The organism is Clostridium aminobutyricum, assembly GCF_017255415.1.
GTDB lineage: Bacteria > Bacillota > Clostridia > Peptostreptococcales > Anaerovoracaceae > Aminipila > Aminipila aminobutyrica.
This window is the reverse complement of the sequence record NZ_JAFJZZ010000001.1, coordinates 226,231-248,628: the sequence shown is the minus strand read 5'-3', so window position 1 is coordinate 248,628 and position 22,398 is coordinate 226,231. Positions and strand designations below refer to the sequence as shown.

The following is a 22,398-nucleotide window of genomic DNA, read 5'->3' as shown; positions in this document are numbered from 1 at the left end:
TGACAATACGTTCTAGGATATTTAGTTTCTAAAAGTGAAGACTGCCGGCTCTGTTATGCCGGCAGTCTTCACTGATGATCTCATTATGTAGAATCTATTCTTCTATTGTGGAGGATACTGATGTTGAGTTCCCGCATAGTCCATAACTGTAATAAGCTCATTTGCGTCAAATGAGACATAGTCAGGTCCGATAGGGACCTTCCCGTACCCATTCGGAATATCCAAAACATAGGTAGGCTGACAAATACCGGAGACATTTCCTCTTAGTTTTCTCATGAGTGCCTGTCCTTCTTTTATGGTAGTTCTAAAATGTCCGGTACCTTCCACTAAGTCACAATGATGCAAATAGTAAGGCTTTACCCTTATAGTTATGAGCTTTCTGAAAAGCGCCTCCAAATCTTCAGCCTCACTGTTTACCCCCTTTAATAATGCGGTTTGGCTTAATAATGGAATGCCGGAATCTACAAATAGATCACAACATTTTTTAACGTCATCCGTTATTTCTTTCTCATTATTGCAATGGATAACAATAAATACCGGCTTATTCTTTTTTAATATTTTGATGGTCTTTTCTGTTACAAGTTCCGGAGCGACTATCGGCAATCTGGTATGAATCCGTATCACGCCGATATGTGGGATATTATTTAATTGCTTGAAAATATACTCTAATTTTTCTTCACTGGTGGCTAAAGGTTCACCTCCGGAAAGGACCACTTCCCATATTTGCGGATCCGATCGAATGTAATCCAAAGCTCCTTCCAGCTCTTCATATGTTAACTCTGTCTTCTCATGAGGAAGTTTCCATTTTCTAAAGCAAAACCGGCAAGTTACCAGGCAATCGCCTTTTGGAATCAGGAGCACCCGGTCCGGGTATCGATGAATGATTCCTTTAATTTTTGAGCATCGATCATCCCCTATCGGATCACTTATTTCTTCCTTGAGAATGATTGATTCTTTCTCGATATCGGTTAAGAATTGGAGACTGACCGGATCGTTGGGACGATCATAATCAATAATTTCTTCTATTTTCTTTGTAAATTTATTTTTTAAAACATCCGTCTTATTGTTCATTGTTTGATTCCCCCTTATTTAATCTCCGTAAACTTCTATTTTTATATTCTTCTGCCGTGGCAATCAATGCATATTGCCATATTGCGTAAATATGCTCCCGGGAGAGATACTTTGTCCGTACAGCAGGCAAACTATATCCCAACTCATCGGAATTCATCCAATAATTAGAAAAATCTTTACTTACAATTTCAAGGCCATATTTTTCAGGTGTATTCCACAATAGCGACCCAGGGTAAGGTACAGGTACTCCTATATGTGACAATTCCGTTAAGTCATTTCTAATAAAATAACAAATTCGGTCTATCATATTTTTAGAGGTTTGGAAATTTTCCGTACCTAAGCCTACCATCCAGTAGGTTATCGGATCGATTCCAGCTTGTCTTATTAATTTACATTGTTGTTCTGTGCTTCTAAAATCGAAAGGTTTCCCAACTAAATCCAATGCATCTTGAGAACTGTTCTCCACTCCCAATCCAACTTGGACACAGCCCGCCTTCTTCATCAGCTGCAAATCGTCTAAATTTAGTCTGCCCACTGTCGTTTGACACCACCATGAAATATGGCCTAACCCTCTCTTGATGAGTTCATTGCATATTTCGTGGGATTGTTTTTTGTTTGTCATGAAAGTTAAATCACCAAAGCAATAGAACTTAATAGAATAGTTATTATACAGATGTTCAATCTCATCAACAACTTTTTTAGGGTCTCTGACTCCCACGACATAATCATCATATGCAATGCTATAAAATGCGTTGCAAGAGCAAAAGACACAACTGAAAGGACACCCCCGTACGGAAAATATTCGTGGCATTAACGGCAATGATTCCTGACAAATTAAATCGTATGCCGGATAAGGCAACTCATCTAATTCAATGTGACAGCAAGACCGTTTTTTAGTTACGACAACGTTTCCGGTATGATCCTTAAATAGTATTCCGTCAATTTTAGCGAGCTCACTTTCGCTGCCAGAAGTCTCTACTATATCAACTATAACTTGGTTTCCTTCGCCAGGGATAATAATGTCAACCTCTTCATGCTTTATAAAATGTTCACCATATAGGGTGGGATGCATGCCGCCAAAAATAACTTTTGAGTCCGGATGTATCTCTTTGATTATCCTTGCTATATGTAAGGCATTTTCTGATGCAACAGTTATGGTGGATATGCCAAAATATCTTGCCTGTTTCATTGCTATAGAAGCTTTTATATCTTCCAGCGTGATTAGTCTATTTTCAGTTTCTCTAAGGAAGCGATCAAATGCTTGAAAATCTAGTACATCTACGGAATGACCGGCTTGGCGTAATGAGGCCGCCAAACTAAAAAGTCCATGATTGGGTTCGTTCGGAGTGTCTCCTAACGGTTCGCTGTTGTTCATCGATTTCCAATATTCTCTAACAATTTCATTTTGATCGGATTCCAAAATTGGCATTAAAAAGTTGGGTTGTATTAAAGCGATGTCTAACTCCTGTTTACTAAATAATATCTCACGTATCTTTCTCATATTAAGTTCTCCTTGCCCCTTGACAATCCCTAGAGAACACTATGTAGAATAGGCAGAATAAACGGAACTGCGAAAGTCAATATGGTACCTGTAATTAACGTGATAAGCCCCAGCTCGGCTCCGACAAATTTAGTGACGGGCATGAGCATGGTATCCATGTTTCCCGCCGCCCCTCCGGCAATGGGACTGCCCTTACTGATTTTAATCAGAATGGGCAGCAATAACACGGTAAAGAATTCTCTCATCACATTCACCATGAATCCGTAGGTGCCGATTTCTATTCCATATACCTTTGTCATATAGGCCCCTGTGATACTGTAGTAACTCATGCCGCTTGCTGAAATAACAGAGGCTCTAAACGGTATATCCATAATGATTCCTGAGACGAAACCACCGATTAAACTGCCAAGGAATATTGCTATTGAAATGTAAACAACCCTGAGACCAACAACTTTTATATATTTTAATACATCTTTATTGCTTCCTATACTGATACCCACACCTACATACAGTACAATCAAGGTGCCGGTGAGTATATTATCCAACATATTTATATGCGTCTTAGGGAGAATGTAAAAGCCTATTATAATTCCAATAACGATACTGGCTGGCATGATAAAAACTAACGGCGATGTTTTCTTCTCTTTTTCTGCTTCCGCATCCACTTTATAATCCAATTCAAGGTTATCTAGGGATAGTTCCTTTTGAATTTTCTCCAATGGTAGAATGGTTTTCTCAATAATCCAGACTCCTAAAACGCTAAATACAATAGCACATAGAGCAATGACTACACAATTTATACCTATCGTGTCGAGTTCATACATGACAGAATCATTTGCCCCTATGTTTGTGCCAATAGTCAGCATTAATAGGATTAAAACGAAAGTGGTTACTCTATCAACCCCCTTTAAGAAACTATCATTCGATTTTTTCAAACCAATGAAGCTTCCGATAAACAAACATACAAATGGTATTAATGTCATAAAGTTACACCTCTCAAATATAAACATGTTTATATTTTCATGATAGAGCAAAAATATTTTTATGCAATATCGTGCTCCTTAAAAGGTCCTATACGTCGCTAAAAGCACTCTGGAAAAAATTATTAAGCAGAAATAAATAAATCAATTTAAAACAGAAGAGGAATATGGTATAATTTAACATATTTATTGTAGAAAAGGATTTTTTATGATTACAATTTTACTAAGTTGCAGTGATTTATTGAATATGGAAAAGATCGCGCGCAACATAATCCGCAGTACGGGTAATGCCGTATGCATATTTTATGCAACTACTGCAAGTGAGGCCTTGAATATAATTAAAGATACGAAACAAGCAATCGATCTTTTCTTTGTGGATGTCAATTTAAAAGAGTCCGGAGGATATAAACTTGAAACAGAAATAAGGAAAATAAATATCTACGAAGAAACGCCTATTATTTTTATTACGAAAATTAGTTATGACCTCATAGGTTCTTCCCCATTATCTTCCTATCAGTCTTACAAAAAGCGTAATTACATCTCTCTACCGATTGACGACCTTGACGTACAAGGCAAGCTCGGCCTATATTTAGATAACATTATATCGGAAAATTCGGAAAGGGAAAATAAAGATAAGCCCCTGGTTTTCAAGCATTCTCAGGGCTATATTAAGGTATATATACAAAAGGTAGCGTTCATAGAGGTTCAAAACAAGTGTTGTAAATTATATACTGCCAAAGGAGCATTTGAATTAAAAAATACAAATCTGATAACGCTGCAATCTATGATTCACATTGATTCATTTGTTCAGTGCCATCGCAGCTATTTATTAAATGTAAATCATCTATCTTCCATAGAGAAATCCAGCAAGAAGAATTGGACTGCATACTTCAACGAACTAGATCAAACTTGCCCCATCAGTATTACTTATATAAAAAACGTATATAATACATACAGAAAATAGGTTATCCACCCTCTAAAGAAATGACCACATAATCTATAAAATAATCATATTGATCTATTAAAAAGAGCGTAATCAACTACGCTCTTTTTATTCCACCTAGTCTGTCTAAATATATAAAAATACCAATTATAATTAAACAGCTTAAAATTAAAAAAATTAATTTATCATAAATACGAAAAATACCCAATGAAATTAAAATAGATATTACATTATACAAAAGTCTATGCTCTTCTTTTTTTAATATTTTTTGGGGTTCAATTAAATAAATATTATTTATTGCTGTTTTATGAGATTCCATGAATTTTAAATAGTGGTATTTTAAATATGTTTGATAATTTAATATTGTTTTATATGATTTTCTAATCACCTTTTTTAACTGTTTATAGTTTTCGGCTACTATATAACAATACAACACGCCATCATTAATTTGCATAATCCTATAAAACTTAAATGATTTCGTTTTATCGTTATATTTCTCTTTTATGAACTGATAGCTTTTTTCCATGATATTTTCTAAGTCTGTCCCTGCGAGTAGATCATTGTATTTAAAAATAACTTCACATACTCTATAAGAATTTTTACTTAATTCAATATTAAAACTAATCTCATTATCCCATTGATTCTTTAAATCGGTATCAGAAATTATATTCAATTCAATTTGTATGTCCATTATTTTCCTCTTTAATTAAAAATGATACCGATGAAATATATGTAAATCATATGCCTTAAAGTAAAATTTTTCAATATATAAATTATAGTTCTTCCCATATATTTTCATCAAAGAAAAACCACGCGTCAATCAAGTGTTCTCAAAATGCAGAGTTACTTTATTGATTCGTGGTTTTTTACTAGTCTTTATTGCTTTGTTCGGAAAATCAAGTGCCTCATCGCTTCCTTGTCAAACGGAAAGAGCGGATAGAGATAAGAATTTCCCGATAATGTTTTCGCCGTAGATAAAGAGATAAAATTAATAATCAATGCTACGATGGCACCGGAAATAGCTCCGATAGGCCCCCATATTCCACCAATTTCTATTCCGAATAACATAAGCACCCTCATAAATTTCATGGCATAGCCCAATTCTATGCTTGGCTGCGTAAAGCCCGCAAGAGCAAGTACTGCCATGCAAAGGATAGTTTGCGGAATAAACCATCCGCAGGATACGGCAAATTCACCAAGAATCAATGCCCCTATCACAGATAAAGACATCCCTAAGGAATCCGGTGTACTGAGCGAAGCAAGCTTTAACGCATCTATTGCGATCTCCAAAAGAATAAGCTGCCAAAATACCGGAATCGCATAGTCTCCTGACGGAATAAAAAACTTAATAAACTCATAGGACGGAATATGTTTTTCTGCAAACAATAAAAAAACTGGTGTAAGGAACAGAATTCCAATAAAATTAAAGGTACGAAGAAATCTGAAAAAGTTCCCCGTTAAGGCCGGGAAATAATAATCATCTGCGTTCTGTAAGAACTCGAATATCCCAGTTGGAAGCAAGATAACCGTAGGGCTTGTATCTACAATAATCGCAACCTTCCCCTCCGCGAGATGTGCAGTAACGACGTCCGGCCGTTCAGTGTATCGAACCTTTGGAAAAGGATTCAGCCAGCCTAAAAAACTTTTTTTACTTTTATCTAAGCGGAGCAGCTGTTCCACAATGGTCTGCTCCCCTACCGATACAGAGGCTATTTTTATCTGATCTAATTTGGTCGATATATTTTTTACTAGCTGTTGATCGGCCAATCCTTTGATATACACCAAACTAACATCGGTTTTAGTACGCTCTCCCACAACATGAGCTTCAAAGATCAATTTAGGATCTCGAATTCTTCGGCGAATCAGCGCAATATTCATCATAAAAGCTTCGGTGAATCCGTCCTTTGCCCCTCTCAAGCTCTTTTCCTTCGACGGTTCTGATACACTCCTAGTCGGATAAACTCTGGCATCCACCATTATAACTTCATCAAATCCGGCAATTGCTACAGCAATCAGCCCTGAAAAAACTTGCTTCAACACCATATCCAGCTTTGATTCTGTAGAAGCGGCCAAATAAGGGACACTCATCTGAATTAACTCTTTTGCATTTTCCGCTTTCCGTATGCTGTCCTTTGTAATATCCTGCAAATATCCGATCACGATAGGCATCACTTGATTATTTACGAAGCCGTCCACGAAGAACATGGAAACATCACGCCCGCCGATCATTAACTTTCTCTCCATTAAGTCGAAACTTTCCCCTATCGGTAAAGCTGTCCTTAATGTATCAGCCAAATAATTTTTTTCTTGCATCATTTTCCCATCCGTTTCTATCTAATAAATTACTTGTTATTAGTATGTAAAATACGGCAAATATCATGCATGAAACAGCAATGCAGACAACTCTTCTTTCTTACTGAGTCCTATGATTGTTTTTATTAGCGCTATTTTTTTTAGATAAAGCTAAAAATTTGAGGTTTACAAATCAAAATGTATTACGTTTTTCTTTATATCACGTGATAACAAATTGTTAAATCTCAATTAAATTTAAGAAAGAATGAGGTAAAAAATATGGCTAATGAAGTAAAAACATGTAAATTTAAAGTTACAAATGGTCAGTTAATTGCGGGAACAGCAGTTCCGACAGCTGTTAATAAACTAGGTAGTGAAGGTATTAAAAAGTTTGCAGAAATAGTTGTTAAAGAGGTAACTGCTGCAACTAGCGTTAAATTTATCCCTATCGTAAATCAGGTTGCAGCAGCAGTGGCACTTATTGGAGTAATTAACACTGCTTTTGGAAATTCCGGTTTCAACGTAACTGTCACATTGAAGTATATTACTAAGCTAAATCCATCAATTGGCGAATATGTCAGTGGCTACAGTATTGACAGTATTAGCGTTGTTCCTTACTAAAAAGAAAAATAGCATTCAATGAATGCTATTTTTTTCTTGAAAATATTTTCCGCTAACAAAGCTTAATGAGAGTGTTATTGTTAAAATAAAGAATAAATGTTTAAAAAGTAAAGGATGTTTATTTTCAGTCAAAAACGCATAAATAATAAAAATTATTATATTACATACATTTGCTATTATAAAAATAAATTTAACAAAGTTACTTCCAATACATTTATTTAAAAAGTTATTTATCCAAATATCTATCTTTAAACAAAAAATAATCGTTGATACTGTAGCAAAACTACCCACAGTGATGTAAAAATAAGACGTTTTAATTGTATTTATTCCATTATCAATATTTAAAGCAGCTATTGCAAGTAATACAAATATGGCTAAATATTGTACTTTCCCTATTATTGAAAAAAACCTTTCTTTTTTTTCTTCCTCCATATAACAACATTTTAAAAACAACGGAAATAAAAACATTAGAAAGGTTATATAAGAAATTAAATTCATAGAGCCTCATTCCCCCTTTAAAAATAAAATAAATAAAAATAAGATAACCAAATACAACATATCTTACTTTATGCAAAACAGAATAAATAATGGATAAAAGTAAGACAGAAACTACTGCTCCAATTTCCCATCTTCTTTCTTCCTTTATTAAGAAAGCTTGCAATAATACGTTTGCGTAGTTTGATTTCCATTTACTTTATCAGTAATCTCAATTTTTATTCTATAGTTTTTGTCAGCAGTGACTGGAAAAGAACTTGTCTTTGAAATAAAATTCACATCATATACCTCATATTCTATAGAATTTACGGAACTTACATTTGTATATGTACTAGAGTTTAATGGAGCCGATTGCAGCGTAATCTTTAGTTTAATAAATGGAGTTACTCCAGAAGAGTAACCTTTTACTGTAGCCTGTGCTTTTGTGGCAGATAATCTTACAAATGAATATGTACTAGTGTCTACACTCATAGGATGAATTAAAGTTGAATTAGCAGAAGTAGATGATGTAGCAAATACAAATTCTGTAGTAAATATGCTATTGGGGATCATCAACATAGACATTATAAACAATACGATGATAAATAAAGATTTTTTTTTGTTTTTCATTTTTTTCTCCTTTTTTTATTAAATATTAATTTCTATATTATTAAAGACTAATAAAATCATATAATGTTTCACTTATGGATAAAAAAATTACTTTTCCCGATTGGAAAAGTAATTTCCTATTTATGCTTTTTTAACGGCTCCTTTTATCTCCGATATATCGTTTTTTATTTCTTGTACAATATTTAATTTTGCAGATAAATCTTCCAGTAAATGCTGATAGTTTTTTTCTCTTTCATCCTGCTTCTGATCTCTTTTCTCCTGTGTTCTAATAATATAAAAAATCAGAAACATAGATAAAGCTGCCCATACCCCTTGGGATGATGCGATTTCAATAATTTGGTTTTCCATAACTATCCTCCATCAATATTTCACGTAATTTATCTAAAGATCGCTTTTTTAATTTGTTTACTGCCTGCCTTGAAATGTTAAGGTTTTCTCCTATTTCAAAGTCAGAATAGCCTTGAAAATATTTTGCAATAATAACATCTCGCTGCTTGTCCGTCAATGAGTTTAAAAGTGATTGTAGGTTCATATGATCGTCAATCTGATTATTATTTTTCATTTCTGTAATTTCTTCCATATGAACTAATTCAATGTCTAAACATCTTTTTCTGTAAATATCGATTTTTTTATTACGGAGGATGTTAACAATATAATTTACAAGCTGTCCTTCTGAATACGTTTCTAATTTCTTCAGCTGTACTTTTTTTGTAAATTCCAGCAAGCATATAATTAAATCTGTTTCAGCACAATCATAATTTAATTGTCTAGCGTATTTTTTAATTAGTAAATCAAATTTTTTTAACAAATAATATATAGCTTCCTCGTTATTATTTTTTGCTAGTTGTAAAATTTCTAGCAATCCTTTCTCATCCATGAATACACCCCTTTTCCCCGTTTCAGGGAAAAAACGAATTCAATGGACAAGATGTAAACCTTACCAAATTATTTTTAAATTCTTTATTTATTTGATTAGATAATTTATTCTGGTTATTGTTTCATTTAATGTAAAATTTTTAATAATTTGGTTTAATATTTCAGTATTTTTATATTAATAATGTAAATAATTTCAAAAGTGTTTGTAATTTTAACATTACCGTTTATAATTAAATCTAACACTATATTTAATTGTGAATAATATAAGAGATTTGCTAAGACTCCCAGGGGTGTTTGATGTTACTAAATAAAAAATACAATAAAACATTTTTTGAAAATCATATTTTAATATACTACCAGGATATATTTCGATTTCTTATGGTATTAACCAATAACAGAAGTCATGCTGAAGATTTAACACAAAATGTGATGGAAAAAGCTTGGAAATTTTTATATCAGCTAAAAGACCCCGAAAAATCAAAAAGCTGGATTTTTCAGATAGCTAGAAATGAGGCAAAGACATTTTATAAAAAATCGGGGAACACAGTAACGTATGAAACCGAATTGATCCCAAACGAACAAGAATTTACTGAACCTATTGAATCTGATATTTTATCTATTCTTCTAAAAAGAGAAGAAAGTAAATTAATCTTAAAATCATTGGAACTTCTGGATCAGAAATATGCACAAATTATCAAGCTTCGATTTATTGCCGGCCTTGATATTAAAGATATTGCCTATATCCTCGATATCAATTACAATACTACTCGAACTCATTTAAAGAGAGGATTGAAGCGCTTAAAAGAAGTATATCTTTTTTTAGAGAAAGGGAAGGAGGATATCGACTGTGGATAATAAAAATGAATGGAATGATTCAGAATTGAAAATAAAAGAAGAATTTCAACAAATTTATGATGACTATATTTTAGGAGCAAACGGAAGTAAACCTCAGCCAGACCTTTCTTTCATGAGTAAATCTTTTTTATCATCTTTTGGGTGGAATCAGGTTTCAAAGGTTGCTGTAAGTTTTTTAATCATTATCTTTCTTTCAAGCGGTATTGCTATTTGGATCAATTCAGAACAAGCCGTAGCTACAAAATTTAAACTGGATCAAATCATGTATCAAATGAAAGATGATACGGACAATATCTCTGTCAGAGAGGATGCCATATCTTATCAGACAACCTCGCCGAAAGATATTGATAAAGCAAAGGAATTTTATCCGGCCCTTTATATACCCTCTTATATCCCTAAAGGATATGAACTGCAACAGCTCCGAATAGATAAACTGGCTGATGAAGAATACTTTGTAAATTATATTTACAGTGACAATAACAAACATATAATTAGCATTATTATAAACTCTTCCACTACTCCTGGGACTTTAGAAATAGCGACGGAAACCAAATTAGTTAAGCTGGACGATACCGATTTATATGTTTGGTATGACCCTACTTCCGAAGCTTTAAGAGGTGTATGTTTGTTGGATAATAATACCCTTCTTTCTATCAGCGGAGTCTCAGATCAGGAAACTATGATTGATGTTATTTCTTCTTTTGAAAAATAAATTATAGATTTTTATCAACATCTTGATCTCATAAAAAGGAAAGTATCATTAGAAAACGGAAAAGTGCGTTTCCATAACACGGAAACGCACTTTATTTTTTACTTGATCTTCAAACAATCCCGAAACTTAGATAAAACAAAAAATCAAGGTTTACAAATTAAAAACTTTCTCGTTTTTCTTTATGTCACGTGATAACAAACCGTTACATCTAAAGACTTAAAGAAAGAATGAGGTAAAAAAATGAGTGGAGGAGCACATATAGTGTTTAGAAAATCACCAGCCCAAAATATTTTTAATGCGGTATCCAGCGACCTAACCGTACCGACAGACGCGTTAGCATCCTATCCAAATCCAAATGATGCCAGTTATAACACAGTTCCGGAATTTTTCCATGTTTTTTATAATGGAGTATACACGATAGATGCAGGTGTTGCCTATGAAAACAACGGATATTACAGGCTTTTTGCAAATATAAACGGAACTTGGCATAGCGGTCCGCTTGCTAAAGCTACTGGGACTAAAACATTGAAAAGTTGGTTTTCTGCTGAAGGAACTAATAGATATATTGTCACTCAATTTGGTTCTGTTGTAGATAAAGCACCAATTTCAACAACAATGTATAACTCTTTAAATAAAGGATCTCAAATCTATCGTGAAATGGTAATTGCGTCAAATGCAAAGTCAACAATCCCCGCAAATGCGTATTATAAAAATGCTAAATTTGCAAATACAACACTTACTAACGTGAATGGAACCTATGTTGCACTTGATTCTAAATCAACGTGTGTTCTAAATAAACTAGATCCTAATGTATCTCAAAGCACTTTTGACACATACTGTAAAGGTGTTAACACTCCAAGTGGGACAACTTTTGTTTCAGATACATCAAGTGCAAGCTTTAATCAGAAAGATTCTAATTTTGCAGTTTAATATGTAAAATATCAACGTAAAAAACAAAAAAGCATTCGTGCAGTTTTCCCTTTTGGTATCTCTGCACAAATGCTCTTTTGATTATATTATAAAATGTTCAATCTTCAAAATCTATTGGATTAAGTTTGTTGGAGCAGATGGAATAGGTGGTATTTCACCCATATCACTAGAATTTTCAATATTTATTTCTGTGGTATATTCATTTCTCCATACCCATATTCTATATGTTTTAGATTCATTTATAGTAAAATCGTCACTATGAAATCCTCCTTGTTTTGTCTTTATTACAGCTTCAATGATTTCATTTATTTGATTTTTGTTTTCTTTAAATTTTTTATTAAACATATAATTTAAATCTTGTTTAATTTTTTCAGTATCTTTTACATTATTCCAATTAAATTCTAACTTAAATGTGTAACTATCGATCAGTTTATAATTTAATTCCGTATTATTTGGAAGCAAAAATCCATACAGATACAAATCATTAGATTGAGTTATCCAATTATTCTTAATGGCTATTCTATCCAACATAGTGATCGCTTGTTCTACTGTCGTTGATTCTTTAGGCTGCAATTGATTTTCAGATCCTTGGATTATTTGATTATCCACACAATAAGCCAATGAATCAAATGCCCAAGTGCTTATATCATTTTTATCAGTAAAACCATTTAAGCTATTCGTTGAACTTGTATCTATCTTCTTAATATTTAAAAAGCGAGTTAACATAGTTGCTATCTGCTCTCTTGTTATATTCTTGTTTGGGTCAAATGTGTTTTTACCTACGCCTTGAATAATCCCCAAAGAATAGGCTCTTTGCACATCTATATTAGCCGTGTCCTTAAATGGATTTTCTTTAGTAGGAATATTTTCTTTGCTGATGTTTTCAGATTTTGCATAAAGCCCGACAATTAATTGAGAAAATTCCTCTCTCGTTATATATTTTGTGTATTTTTCATCGTTTAAAACGGTGGGCGCCTCTATCTTATTCTCTACAAAGTCACTTATAGGTTGTGCCGACCAACTGCTATTCGCCGCAAATGCCGGACTATAATTCAATGCAACCGTGCTGCAAACAAGGCCAACCAGTAAAAGCTTGGTCCATTTATTCTTTTTCATTTCAATCTCCTTTTCGGTCTTATGATTTCTATATAATAAGACTAAAAAAACATAAAAATGTTTCACTTTTTATGAAACATTTTTATGTTGCATTCGTAAATTATTCCGTAAATGCTTCGCGGATTTCTCCTATCGTCTTGAAGCCTTGCTCCATCATATACTGTTTTAACTCTTGCAGAATATCGATGGGCGCCGTCGGGTTCACTAACGCAGCTGTACCAACAGAAACGGCATCTGCTCCTGCCATGATGAATTCCGCCACATCTTCTCCGGTCATGATTCCGCCAAGCCCTAGAATCGGAATGTTAACTGCACGTCGCACCTGATAGACCATCCTTACGGCCACCGGCTTAATCGCAGGTCCTGAAAAGCCTCCCATAATATTGGCCAAAATAGCTTTTTTTCGTTGCACATCAATTTTCATTCCGAGCAGGGTATTGATTAGGGAAACGGCATCTGCTCCTTCCGCTTCCACTGCTTTTGCGATTTCAGTAATGTCTGTTACATTCGGCGTCAATTTGATGATGATCGGCTTTTTGGCAATGGCTTTAACGGCTTTCGTCACTTCAGCAGCCATCAACGGATTCGTTCCGAATCCGATCCCTCCCTTCTTGACATTGGGGCAGGAAATATTGACTTCCATCATTGCAACATCTGTATCATTTAATTTCTCCACTACCGCGCAATATTCTTCGATGGTTCTTCCTGCTACATTGGCGATCACTTTCGTATCGAAATTTTTCAAATAACTCAGTTCATTTTCAATAAAAGAATCCACCCCCGGATTCTGCAAGCCTACAGCATTTAGCATACCGCCGTAGGTTTCGGCAATTCGAGGAGTAGGATTTCCCGCCCACGGTTCCGAAGCCACACCCTTTGTAATCGCGGCCCCCAATTGGCTGATATCGTAAAACTCCCCGCTTTCTCTGGCAGAAAATGTGCCGGAAGCTGTGGTAATCGGATTCTTTAAAAGAACTCCGGCAAAATTCACGCTTAAATCCAAGTCTTTCTCACTCAGTTTTACATTATTCATCCCAAGCTACCTCCTCTCCGAAGAATACAGGTCCATGCTTGCAAACTCCCTTTTGCTGTATTTCTACACCGTTTTCTGTCTGCACTTTTATTTTGCAGGTACAACCGACGCAAGCACCGTAACCGCAGCCCATTCGCTCTTCCAAAGACACTTGACAGGGAATCGCCTTTTCCGTACAAAGCTTACTTAAAGCTTTTAGCATTACCTTCGGTCCGCAAGAGAAAAATTCATCCGCTTCTATGGCCTCTTTCTGAATCAACTGCACCGCATTTCCGTGAAAACCAACGCTGCCGTTGTCGGTAGCCACATAAATCTTTTCACAATACAGCTTTAACTCTTCTATTAAGAAAGGCTCGGCCTGAAATCCTACTACTGCAGTCACCAGTGCGCCTTTTTCTTTCAATTTTTTTGCAAGCAGTACCATCGGAGGAACCCCGATGCCTCCTCCAACAACCGCAACCTTTCTGTCGGCATAAGTCTCCGTCTTGCCGCCCAGTGCCGTACCATCGATAAAGTATCCGTTTCCAAGGGGTGTGCTCACTCTGATAACTGTACCTACTGCATACGTAGAGAGTTCTGTTGTTCCCTTTCCGGCTATCCGATAAACGATCGTTATGGAATCCTTGTCCGCCATACAGATGCTGATCGGTCTTGGCAGCAGCATGCTTTTGTCATCCAGATAAATATTAACAAACTGTCCCGCTTTCACGTCTTCAAAGTCAACCTGAATTTGCAGTTTAAAAACATCGCTTGCGATTTCGACATGTTCTATTATTTTTCCTGTTAAAATCTTTTTCATTTTCGCTCCTGATTCTAGTACTGTAAGTCTGCTTTCATTTCTAAAGCAGCTTCTCTTGCAGCAGCACCGATATCTTCTCCGAACTTTTCATTTTTCTTATATGCAGCGATGATTCCTCTAGAGGAATTCACGATACATCCTTTACCCTCTTTATCAAAAAACCCTCTTAAATCCGCTCCCGTTGCCCCCTGAGCGCCATATCCCGGCACCAGGAAGAAGGTATGCGGCATCCGCTTTCGAAGCTGTTCCCCCTGCTCCTTATGAGTAGCTCCCACAACGGCACCGACACGGCTGTAACCCATCGTGCCCATGGATTGCGAGCCCCATTCTTCTACCAGCTCCGCAACAGTTTCATAAATCGTCTTGTCACCGACCAGGATATCCTGTAGCTGGCTGCTGGAAGGATTGCTCGTCTTAACTAAAACAAAGATTCCTCTGTCTTTCTTATTACACGCATCAATAAAAGATTGAATACCATCTATTCCAAGATACGGATTTAAGGTTACCCAATCCTCTTTCCACAAGTCAAAATATTCCTCTTCAATTTGAGTCCCTTCAATATGGGCCGCATAAGCTGCAGCGGTAGAAGAAATATCCCCTCTCTTGATATCACCGATCACAATCAACCCTTTTTCCTTTGCATACTCAATGGTTTCCAAATAAGCGCGGATTCCCTCAAGCCCATACTTTTCATACATGGCGATTTGAGGCTTCACGGACGGCACGATATCATAAACACTATCCATAATGCACTTGTTGAACGTCAAGAACATTTCCGCAACAGCTCTTGGCGTCTTTCCGTATTGTTCCATCATTTCTGCTTTTAATCCGGACGGGATCATGTCCAATGTCGGGTCAAGCCCAACCACCGTTGGATTGTTCATTTCTTCTATCTTCTTTAACAGTGCATCAATCATACTCTTTCTCCTCTTTAAGAATTATGCGGCTAGTGTGCCGCATAAACAATTTGTCCATTTACAATGGTATATTCTACTTTTCCAAAAACCTTCAGCCCTAAGAAAGGGGAGTTTTTGCTCTTAGACAGAAAGTCCTCCGCTTTAATCTCGTATTCCTTATCTATATCGATAATCGCCAGGTCAGCAGTCTTTCCGACTGCTAACGTTCCTCTGTCAGCCCCCAGTATTTCAGCGGGTTTACAGCTCATTTTATCAATTAGTTCCAATGGCGTCAAGATTCCGTTCTTCACAAGCATAGTGTAACTCACCGCAAAGGAGGTCTCTAATCCAACCACACCATTCATAGCCTTTTCATACCCGTGGTCTTTCTCTTCACTGCTGTGAGGGGCATGGTCGGTTGCGATCACATCCAACGTGCCATCCTTTAAAGCGTCGATAACAGCCTCCACGTCCTCCTGATCTCTCAAAGGAGGGTTCATCTTCTTATTTCCGTCATCATTCACACAAGATTGATCGAAAACAAAATAGTGCGGCCCCGTCTCTGCCGTTACGTGAACCCCCTCTGTCTTCGCTTGACGAATGATGTCCAAACTGCCTTTTGTGCTGATGTGGCATAGATGAATCGGTGCTTTTGCTTCTTTTGCAAGCATGATATCACGTGCTACAATCAGTTCCTCACCTATTTTCGTTCCTGCCAGACTATCATCCTCGGTATGTGAGAAAACCATTAATCCGTTCTCTTTTGCCTCTAGAATTCCTTCCAGCATCAATTTTGCATTCATAACAGAACGACCGTCTTCACTAACCGCGCAGATTCCTTTACCCACCACCTTCGTCGATCTGGTTAAAAGTTCTGCCATTCCATTTATGTCGGCAAGCGTTTCTCCTTTTTGGCCTTGTGTAATACTTCCTACCGCCAACACATTGACACCGTTCGCCTTTTCTACTTTCTCATCAATATATTTCACGACTTCCGGACAATCAATAACCGGTTTTGTGTTGGGCATGCAGCAAACGGTGGTGAATCCGCCTCTTGCCGCTGCCTGACAGCCTGTAAAAATATCTTCTTTATATTCAAATCCCGGATCTCTGAAATGAACATGCAAATCGATCAAACCGGGCACGACCCATTTCCCTTGGGCATCAATTGTTAGCTCTTCTTCCTCTGCCGGTATTTCACCTTCAGATATGGAAGCTGTCTTGATGCATACTACCTTACCGTTTTCGATCCAAAGATCTCCTATTTCCTGCAAATTTATATCCGGATCAAGAATCAAGCCATTTCTGACAAGTATTCTCATATTAATATTCTCCCTTCATGGATACAATTTCATCGCAGTATTCACACCGATATTCTCTGTTTTCTTCATCAATCAGATGGAACACATGAGGCGCATTTGCTTCTACGGACGTTACACATCTTGGATTCTTGCATTTGATTACATTCGTCACCGTTTTCGGCACTTCCAAGGCAATCTTTTCTACGATCTTTCCGTCCTTTATGATATTTACGGTTGCATTTGGTTCGATCAATCCAAGAACGGTTAAGTCAATATCCGTTACCCTCTCAATTTTAACGATATCCTTTTTTCCATGTTTCTTGCTGGATGCGTTCATGATAAAAGCAATGGTGTTTGTATTCAAATCAATATCTAAGAACTCCAGTATTTTGGCTCCAAGGCCTGCTGTAATATGATCTATTACGATTCCACATTCGATACTATTTACTAACATATTAAACCCTCCTATTCCTTTTACTCTTCCATCCCGAGTAACTTCATAATCAATGCCATTCTGACGAACATTCCATTTTTCGCTTGTGCAAAATACATTGCTCTTGGATCGTCATCCACTTCTACAGCGATTTCATTTACTCTTGGCAGCGGATGCAGTACAATCATATTTTCCTTCGCCAGCTTCATCTTTGGCTTATCCAAGATGTATGTATCTTTTAAACGAATGTAATCCTCTTCATTAAAGAAACGTTCCTTTTGGACTCTTGTCATATAGAGGACGTCCAGCTTAGGAAGTGCTTCCTGCATGCTTTTGACTTCTTCAAACTCAATCCCGTTTTTTACGAGAACTTCTTTTCTCACATAGTCCGGAATCCGAAGCTCTTCCGGTGAAATAAGCACAATTTTGATTCCTTTATAGCGGGAAAGTGCCTTTATCAGAGAGTGTACCGTTCTTCCAAACTTTAGGTCACCGCAGAAGCCAACCGTAATATCCCCCACTTTTCCCAGCGTTCTTCTGATCGTCAACAGATCCGTCAAGGTTTGTGTCGGATGCTGATGGCCTCCGTCTCCGGCATTAATGACAGGCATATCCGTACTATGCGCTGCCACTTTCGGGGCACCTTCCTTCGGATGTCTCATCACCGCCAAATCTGCATAACAGGCAACCGTTTTAATGGTATCCGCAATGCTTTCTCCCTTTGCGACAGAGCTGGAGTTTGGTTCTGAGAAACCGATTACCTGCCCCCCTAGTCTCAGCATCGCTGCTTCAAAGCTGAACCTTGTTCTTGTGCTTGGTTCATAAAACAAGGTTGCTAATAACTTCCCGTCACAAGCATGTGCATATTTTACGGGATTTTCTATAATTCTATCTGCTAAATCAAAGATTTCCTCTAACTCACTTACTGAAAAATCCATTGGTTCTAATAAACTTCTGCCTTTTAACATTTCAATCTCCTTTCCTGTTGAGCGGATAGCTCCTAGCACATAAAAAAAATCTTCCTAAAAGGAAGATTAAATAAGACAATCATCTGAGGACATATTCGCGGTATCAAGAGATACGTTATTCCCAGAAAGCGGAAGTAAACAAATTAATTCAAAAACGGACGGGTAAGCGATCAGAAGTTCTTCTCTCTTCGCCCTGTCCCTTTCTTCCATCAAATATTTTTCAAAAGATAATAACATATTTTCCTCCCTTTCCTACATTACACTATCGTTTGCATTCTCGTGATTTTTCTTTCACATGCCCAAATCTTCGATATTTTATCATGATTTTTTTAAAGCGTCAATAGGGTTCTTTAAAATTTAATCATAATTCCTGAATTCACCATGTATAAATATGCCTCGCTGACCTGTACCCCCCTTATGGTTTCTATCGCTTCTCGATACAGCGCAATCTGTTCCTCATACTGCTCTTTTAACAGCTCTATTTTTTCAGGATTCGGACTTTCTTCGATGCGGTTGGTTTTATAATCCACCAGAATATAGTGATCCCCTTCTCTGAAATAGCAGTCAATGATACCTTGAACAATGATCTTCTCCCCATGAATCTCCTTCATCAAATTGAAAGGTATTTCTCTAAAGATTGCATCTGCTTTAGCCAATCGAATCCCCAGCTCAGAACGTTGGAGCCGGATGATTAATTCCGTATTATTTTTCGCTTCCTCTGCTTCTTCTGCTGTTAAAATGTGCCTGTCTTCTAAGTGTTGAATAAAGTCCACCGTATACACCCATGCAGCATCTTTCTCACCGTTGTTGTCCTTACTTACCGCTGTTTGGCAGCAAATTTCATAGCCCTTTTTAAAGTCCCATCGTTCCATGACTTCATGGAGGATGGTGCCTCTTTCCGCAGCAGAGAAGCCTTTTTTCTTCATTTCAGCAAATTGAGGAACCGCCAATGCCGTTTGATAATCGCTGTCAAAATACATCTGCTGATATTCCTCAGGCTGCAAATCTTCCTTTTCAAGCAATGCACTGATCTCGTTCAACTTGCTGACCGAAAACTTTGATTTCAGCAGCCTTGCATAAGGATATCCGTATTGGAAAGAAAGCTGCAAATCCACTTGAGTCCAAAGTTGTGCGGATATAGAAAGGGGTTCCTTTTGTTCAAACAGTTTGCGAAGTTGTCCCGCCGCGTCATGATTTGTCTTGCTGGTAACGGAAAGTTCCGCCGCATCGTGGCAGTGAACCGTTATATCACTGCCTGCCAGAGCAGGAAAAATCATATCTAAGTAACAAGAAGCCCTTAGGATGTCAGGTTCTTCCTCCCATTCTTTTGCCTCTTTAAATTTATTTAAGTCTTTCACATTGCCGAGCAGCACTAATTTATCCTGCGCTCTGGTAAAAGCAACATACAGGATTCGAACTTCCTCTTCCATATCCTCCGCTTTGCAGCGGTCTTCAATGGCTGATTGCAATAGAATTTTTCTGTAGCAATGATTTTCTCTGTCAACCACCCGCAGACCTAATCCGATATTTTTATGAAGGGATATGGCTTTTCTGGAATTCGCATTGTTAAAACGTTTTCCGAGACCTGCTACAAGAACCATGGGGAACTCCAGCCCCTTACTTTTATGTATGGTCATAATGCGTACGACATCGTCATTTTCGCCTACCAAGGTAACCTGTCCCATAGGAACTTTCTTATTTTTGATTGCATCCACATAATTGATGAATGCATAAAGGCCCTTCATCTGAGCTGTTTGAAATTGAACGGCCTTGTCGATTAAAGCCCGTACGTTGGCCTGTCTTTGCTTTCCGGAGGGCAAAGCTCCAATAAACGTGAAGTAGCCAGTATCTCGGATGAGTGCCCAGATAAAGTCTTCCAGCGGCATAAACTCCGCCAGTTTTTTCCACTCCAGCAATTTATTCATCGTTTCCTGACACTTTTGCCTCAGCTCAATTTCGGAACCTGCTTCACAATATCTTGCAAAAGCTTCAAAATAAGAGGTGGTTTTGCTTTCTATTCGAATTTTTGTCAGTTCTTTCGTGCTAAATCCCATAATGGAAGAATGCAGCACACTAATCAACGGAATATCCTGCTTTCTGTTATCTATTACACGCAATAGATTTAAAATAATTTCTATTTCAAGGGTGTCAAAATAGCCGTCGCTATCATTGATATGAGAAGGAATATCCTGCTCCGTTAAAACTTGCTGAAATTTATCTGCATAGTTCTTCTGGCTTCGCATCAGGATAACAATATCTCGCTTCGTCAGCGGTCGTTCCGCTCCTATTTTCGCGTCAAATATCGGTTTTCCCAGCGCATCTTTGATAAGACTAGCCGCTACATGAGCCTCCATTTCCGCTGCTTTCAGCTCTTTTATCTCTTCTTCGACCTCCATATCCTCTTGAATCTTTTGATCCACCAGATGAAGCTCTACCGGATAATCAAGCGCTCCTTCATAAGCCACCCCTTTGTGCAGCGATGCAGCATCATCATATCCGTTCATTAATTTGGAAAACAGATCATTGACGGCTGTTATCACATTCCTTTTACTTCTGAAATTAATGTTTAAGTCAATCTTCGCATCATGAACACGTTCCGGATTTTTATAAAGTTCGTATTTCTCCATAAAAATTTCGGGCTCTGCCAATCGGAATTTATAAATACTCTGTTTTACATCTCCGACCATGAAAACGTTATTTTCTCGCTTTATGCATGCGATCAAGGTATCTTGAACAGCATTACTGTCCTGATATTCATCAATGAAAATATAGTTAAACTTATCCCGATATTCGGCCGCTGCTTTTTCATCCGAAAGGATTTCGAGTGCAAAATGCTCGATGTCGTTAAAGTCAATCAGTTTCTTTTCTTGCTTTTCTTCACGGTATAATTCATGAAACCGTTTTACCAAATTCGATAAAGTTACTGCTTGCGGGTACACTTCATTCATATCCGCCATCAAATCTTCAAAAGGTTGAGAACAATAATGGTCTTGTATTTTCTTAATCGCCTCCTTACAGCGTTCTCGATAACCATTCACCGTTTCTTTAACGGAATCCAGTGCCTCTTTTTCTGCTTTGGTCGACACCATTCTCGTATAAGTAATTCCGGAAAGAATACTGGCCAACTCATCCAATCCTTTTTCTCTTGCCACCGACAATGCCTGCTCTATATTTTCCAAATCCGGTCTGAACTTTTGAGCCAATGCAACCGCTCCGGCTTCTTCCAATAAGTCAATGGATTTTTCATAGGAGTCATACGCAATGCTTAGGTCATTTTCTATGGATTCTCTCAGCTCTGCATAAATTTCTGAGCGCATAAATTCATCTTTTGAAAGCTGAAAAAGCTGCACATGCTCTTCCAGCCATTGCCAAGGATTCGGAACACTTTGGATGGTGGAATACACTTCCAGAATCATCTCTTTGACTGCATCTTCATTTTTGCTGGTCGCATACCGATTGAGAAAGTCGATGAATGCTTCATCCTCAGAGTCAAACATCTCTTCAAACAAATTATCCATCGCCTGACTTTGAAGAAGAATTTGCTCGGCTTCATCACAAATTTTAAAATTCGGATCGATATTGATAATATAGAAAAAACGTCGAATCACTTCCAACGCAAAGGAATGGAAGGTACTGATATTGGCTTTGTATAAAAGATTCAGTTGTCTGCGCAAAAAAGCTGCTTCTTTTGAATTGTTTTCCAATTCAAAAGTAACAGCCTTTACGATCTTTTCGCGCATTTCTGCTGCTGCTGCATTGGTGAACGTAACCACTAACATTTCATCAATGGAAACTCCATCACAAATCAAGAGCTGTTTTATTCGTTCCACCAAAACAGCCGTTTTCCCGGAGCCTGCCGCTGCTGCAACCAGCATATTTTTTTCTCTCAAGTCAATAGCTTCCTGTTGTTTTTCAGTCCACTTCATGTTCTTTTCCCTTCAAATAACAGATACGAGCTACTTATGCA

General features: G+C 37.1%; 23 protein-coding genes. 5 read left to right on the top strand and 18 right to left on the bottom strand.

What is annotated here, in order from left to right; translation table 11 throughout:
• Window positions 1-102 precede the first annotated feature (102 nt).
• Genes JYB65_RS01230 through JYB65_RS01220 form a run of 3 tightly spaced genes read right to left on the bottom strand, consistent with a single transcriptional unit; the run spans window position 103 to window position 3,555 of the window.
• A complete protein-coding gene (locus tag JYB65_RS01230) occupies window positions 103-1,071 on the bottom strand; it encodes a KamA family radical SAM protein (protein WP_206580764.1) in 969 nt (322 codons plus the stop codon).
• Window positions 1,061-2,572, bottom strand: coding sequence for a B12-binding domain-containing radical SAM protein (locus JYB65_RS01225; protein WP_206580763.1), 1,512 nt, complete (start codon window positions 2,570-2,572; stop codon window positions 1,061-1,063). Before JYB65_RS01225 ends, JYB65_RS01230 begins: the two co-directional genes overlap by 11 nt.
• Before the next feature lie 29 nt (window positions 2,573-2,601).
• On the bottom strand, window positions 2,602-3,555 hold the full coding sequence (locus tag JYB65_RS01220; RefSeq protein WP_206580762.1) for a LysO family transporter: 954 nt from the start codon (window positions 3,553-3,555) through the stop codon (window positions 2,602-2,604).
• A 205-nt stretch (window positions 3,556-3,760) separates the two neighbouring features.
• Between JYB65_RS01220 and JYB65_RS01215 the strand changes: the two genes are divergently transcribed.
• Window positions 3,761-4,516: a LytR/AlgR family response regulator transcription factor gene (locus JYB65_RS01215; RefSeq protein ID WP_206580761.1), complete on the top strand. Its 756-nt coding sequence runs from the start codon at window positions 3,761-3,763 to the stop codon at window positions 4,514-4,516.
• 76 nt (window positions 4,517-4,592) lie between these two features.
• Here JYB65_RS01215 and JYB65_RS01210 read toward each other — a convergent pair whose 3' ends face one another.
• Entirely contained in the window at window positions 4,593-5,186 is a 594-nt protein-coding gene (locus JYB65_RS01210; protein WP_206580760.1) for a hypothetical protein, read from the bottom strand.
• 185 nt (window positions 5,187-5,371) lie between these two features.
• Window positions 5,372-6,811: a spore germination protein gene (locus JYB65_RS01205; RefSeq protein ID WP_206580759.1), complete on the bottom strand. Its 1,440-nt coding sequence runs from the start codon at window positions 6,809-6,811 to the stop codon at window positions 5,372-5,374.
• Between the two features lie 255 nt (window positions 6,812-7,066).
• Between JYB65_RS01205 and JYB65_RS01200 the strand changes: the two genes are divergently transcribed.
• Window positions 7,067-7,408: a hypothetical protein gene (locus tag JYB65_RS01200; protein WP_206580758.1), complete on the top strand. Its 342-nt coding sequence runs from the start codon at window positions 7,067-7,069 to the stop codon at window positions 7,406-7,408.
• 15 nt (window positions 7,409-7,423) lie between these two features.
• Here the strand turns inward: JYB65_RS01200 and JYB65_RS01195 are convergent, their stop codons facing one another.
• The 4 genes from JYB65_RS01195 to JYB65_RS01180 form a co-directional block, all read right to left on the bottom strand.
• Window positions 7,424-7,906 (bottom strand): hypothetical protein, encoded by a 483-nt coding sequence (locus JYB65_RS01195; protein WP_206580757.1) that lies wholly within the window; start codon window positions 7,904-7,906, stop codon window positions 7,424-7,426.
• A 147-nt stretch (window positions 7,907-8,053) separates the two neighbouring features.
• Window positions 8,054-8,512: a hypothetical protein gene (locus tag JYB65_RS01190; protein WP_206580756.1), complete on the bottom strand. Its 459-nt coding sequence runs from the start codon at window positions 8,510-8,512 to the stop codon at window positions 8,054-8,056.
• Window positions 8,513-8,632: 120 nt separating this feature from the next.
• A complete protein-coding gene (locus tag JYB65_RS01185) occupies window positions 8,633-8,860 on the bottom strand; it encodes a BhlA/UviB family holin-like peptide (protein ID WP_206580755.1) in 228 nt (75 codons plus the stop codon).
• Window positions 8,841-9,389 carry an RNA polymerase sigma factor gene (locus JYB65_RS01180; protein WP_206580754.1) on the bottom strand — a complete coding sequence of 183 codons (549 nt, stop codon included), beginning with the start codon at window positions 9,387-9,389 and terminating at the stop codon, window positions 8,841-8,843. Before JYB65_RS01180 ends, JYB65_RS01185 begins: the two co-directional genes overlap by 20 nt.
• Window positions 9,390-9,685: 296 nt before the next feature.
• On the opposite strand from JYB65_RS01180, the gene JYB65_RS01175 reads away from it, so the two are divergent.
• From JYB65_RS01175 to JYB65_RS01165, 3 genes are all read left to right on the top strand, one after another.
• On the top strand, window positions 9,686-10,243 hold the full coding sequence (locus tag JYB65_RS01175; RefSeq protein WP_206580753.1) for an RNA polymerase sigma factor: 558 nt from the start codon (window positions 9,686-9,688) through the stop codon (window positions 10,241-10,243).
• Entirely contained in the window at window positions 10,236-10,955 is a 720-nt protein-coding gene (locus tag JYB65_RS15180) for a DUF4367 domain-containing protein (RefSeq protein ID WP_206580752.1), read from the top strand. Before JYB65_RS01175 ends, JYB65_RS15180 begins: the two co-directional genes overlap by 8 nt.
• 240 nt (window positions 10,956-11,195) lie before the next feature.
• Entirely contained in the window at window positions 11,196-11,885 is a 690-nt protein-coding gene (locus tag JYB65_RS01165; protein ID WP_206580751.1) for a hypothetical protein, read from the top strand.
• A 111-nt stretch (window positions 11,886-11,996) separates the two neighbouring features.
• Here the strand turns inward: JYB65_RS01165 and JYB65_RS01160 are convergent, their stop codons facing one another.
• From JYB65_RS01160 to addA, 9 genes are all read right to left on the bottom strand, one after another.
• Entirely contained in the window at window positions 11,997-13,001 is a 1,005-nt protein-coding gene (locus tag JYB65_RS01160; RefSeq protein WP_206580750.1) for an S-layer homology domain-containing protein, read from the bottom strand.
• Between the two features lie 100 nt (window positions 13,002-13,101).
• The gene (locus JYB65_RS01155; protein WP_206580749.1) at window positions 13,102-14,034 is read right to left on the bottom strand and encodes a dihydroorotate dehydrogenase; all 933 of its coding nucleotides are present in this window, start codon (window positions 14,032-14,034) and stop codon (window positions 13,102-13,104) included.
• Window positions 14,027-14,833, bottom strand: coding sequence for a dihydroorotate dehydrogenase electron transfer subunit (locus tag JYB65_RS01150; RefSeq protein WP_206580748.1), 807 nt, complete (start codon window positions 14,831-14,833; stop codon window positions 14,027-14,029). The genes JYB65_RS01155 and JYB65_RS01150 overlap by 8 nt, the downstream gene beginning before the upstream one ends.
• A 14-nt stretch (window positions 14,834-14,847) precedes the next feature.
• Window positions 14,848-15,750, bottom strand: a complete 903-nt coding sequence (pyrF, locus tag JYB65_RS01145) for an orotidine-5'-phosphate decarboxylase (RefSeq protein ID WP_206580747.1) — start codon at window positions 15,748-15,750, stop codon at window positions 14,848-14,850.
• 29 nt (window positions 15,751-15,779) lie between these two features.
• Window positions 15,780-17,051, bottom strand: a complete 1,272-nt coding sequence (locus JYB65_RS01140) for a dihydroorotase (RefSeq protein WP_206580746.1) — start codon at window positions 17,049-17,051, stop codon at window positions 15,780-15,782.
• A gap of 1 nt (window position 17,052) precedes the next feature.
• Window positions 17,053-17,484 carry an aspartate carbamoyltransferase regulatory subunit gene (locus JYB65_RS01135; RefSeq protein ID WP_206580745.1) on the bottom strand — a complete coding sequence of 144 codons (432 nt, stop codon included), beginning with the start codon at window positions 17,482-17,484 and terminating at the stop codon, window positions 17,053-17,055.
• A 20-nt stretch (window positions 17,485-17,504) separates the two neighbouring features.
• Entirely contained in the window at window positions 17,505-18,431 is a 927-nt protein-coding gene (gene pyrB, locus JYB65_RS01130) for an aspartate carbamoyltransferase (RefSeq protein ID WP_206580744.1), read from the bottom strand.
• Window positions 18,432-18,497: 66 nt separating this feature from the next.
• On the bottom strand, window positions 18,498-18,668 hold the full coding sequence (locus JYB65_RS01125; RefSeq protein WP_206580743.1) for a hypothetical protein: 171 nt from the start codon (window positions 18,666-18,668) through the stop codon (window positions 18,498-18,500).
• A 113-nt stretch (window positions 18,669-18,781) separates the two neighbouring features.
• Window positions 18,782-22,357 carry a helicase-exonuclease AddAB subunit AddA gene (gene addA, locus JYB65_RS01120; protein ID WP_206580742.1) on the bottom strand — a complete coding sequence of 1,192 codons (3,576 nt, stop codon included), beginning with the start codon at window positions 22,355-22,357 and terminating at the stop codon, window positions 18,782-18,784.
• Window positions 22,358-22,398: the final 41 nt, after the last annotated feature.

What these genes read in the sequence shown, in the direction of transcription:
- JYB65_RS01230 (WP_206580764.1), bottom strand. Translation starts at nt 1,071, where the DNA reads ATGAACAATAAGACGGATGTTTTAAAAAATAAATTTACAAAGAAAATA.
- JYB65_RS01225 (WP_206580763.1), bottom strand. Translation starts at nt 2,572, where the DNA reads ATGAGAAAGATACGTGAGATATTATTTAGTAAACAGGAGTTAGACATC.
- JYB65_RS01220 (WP_206580762.1), bottom strand. Translation starts at nt 3,555, where the DNA reads ATGACATTAATACCATTTGTATGTTTGTTTATCGGAAGCTTCATTGGT.
- JYB65_RS01215 (WP_206580761.1), top strand. Translation starts at nt 3,761, where the DNA reads ATGATTACAATTTTACTAAGTTGCAGTGATTTATTGAATATGGAAAAG.
- JYB65_RS01210 (WP_206580760.1), bottom strand. Translation starts at nt 5,186, where the DNA reads ATGGACATACAAATTGAATTGAATATAATTTCTGATACCGATTTAAAG.
- JYB65_RS01205 (WP_206580759.1), bottom strand. Translation starts at nt 6,811, where the DNA reads ATGATGCAAGAAAAAAATTATTTGGCTGATACATTAAGGACAGCTTTA.
- JYB65_RS01200 (WP_206580758.1), top strand. Translation starts at nt 7,067, where the DNA reads ATGGCTAATGAAGTAAAAACATGTAAATTTAAAGTTACAAATGGTCAG.
- JYB65_RS01195 (WP_206580757.1), bottom strand. Translation starts at nt 7,906, where the DNA reads ATGAATTTAATTTCTTATATAACCTTTCTAATGTTTTTATTTCCGTTG.
- JYB65_RS01190 (WP_206580756.1), bottom strand. Translation starts at nt 8,512, where the DNA reads ATGAAAAACAAAAAAAAATCTTTATTTATCATCGTATTGTTTATAATG.
- JYB65_RS01185 (WP_206580755.1), bottom strand. Translation starts at nt 8,860, where the DNA reads ATGGAAAACCAAATTATTGAAATCGCATCATCCCAAGGGGTATGGGCA.
- JYB65_RS01180 (WP_206580754.1), bottom strand. Translation starts at nt 9,389, where the DNA reads ATGGATGAGAAAGGATTGCTAGAAATTTTACAACTAGCAAAAAATAAT.
- JYB65_RS01175 (WP_206580753.1), top strand. Translation starts at nt 9,686, where the DNA reads ATGTTACTAAATAAAAAATACAATAAAACATTTTTTGAAAATCATATT.
- JYB65_RS01165 (WP_206580751.1), top strand. Translation starts at nt 11,196, where the DNA reads ATGAGTGGAGGAGCACATATAGTGTTTAGAAAATCACCAGCCCAAAAT.
- JYB65_RS01160 (WP_206580750.1), bottom strand. Translation starts at nt 13,001, where the DNA reads ATGAAAAAGAATAAATGGACCAAGCTTTTACTGGTTGGCCTTGTTTGC.
- JYB65_RS01155 (WP_206580749.1), bottom strand. Translation starts at nt 14,034, where the DNA reads ATGAATAATGTAAAACTGAGTGAGAAAGACTTGGATTTAAGCGTGAAT.
- JYB65_RS01150 (WP_206580748.1), bottom strand. Translation starts at nt 14,833, where the DNA reads ATGAAAAAGATTTTAACAGGAAAAATAATAGAACATGTCGAAATCGCA.
- pyrF (WP_206580747.1), bottom strand. Translation starts at nt 15,750, where the DNA reads ATGATTGATGCACTGTTAAAGAAGATAGAAGAAATGAACAATCCAACG.
- JYB65_RS01140 (WP_206580746.1), bottom strand. Translation starts at nt 17,051, where the DNA reads ATGAGAATACTTGTCAGAAATGGCTTGATTCTTGATCCGGATATAAAT.
- JYB65_RS01135 (WP_206580745.1), bottom strand. Translation starts at nt 17,484, where the DNA reads ATGTTAGTAAATAGTATCGAATGTGGAATCGTAATAGATCATATTACA.
- pyrB (WP_206580744.1), bottom strand. Translation starts at nt 18,431, where the DNA reads ATGTTAAAAGGCAGAAGTTTATTAGAACCAATGGATTTTTCAGTAAGT.
- JYB65_RS01125 (WP_206580743.1), bottom strand. Translation starts at nt 18,668, where the DNA reads ATGTTATTATCTTTTGAAAAATATTTGATGGAAGAAAGGGACAGGGCG.
- addA (WP_206580742.1), bottom strand. Translation starts at nt 22,357, where the DNA reads ATGAAGTGGACTGAAAAACAACAGGAAGCTATTGACTTGAGAGAAAAA.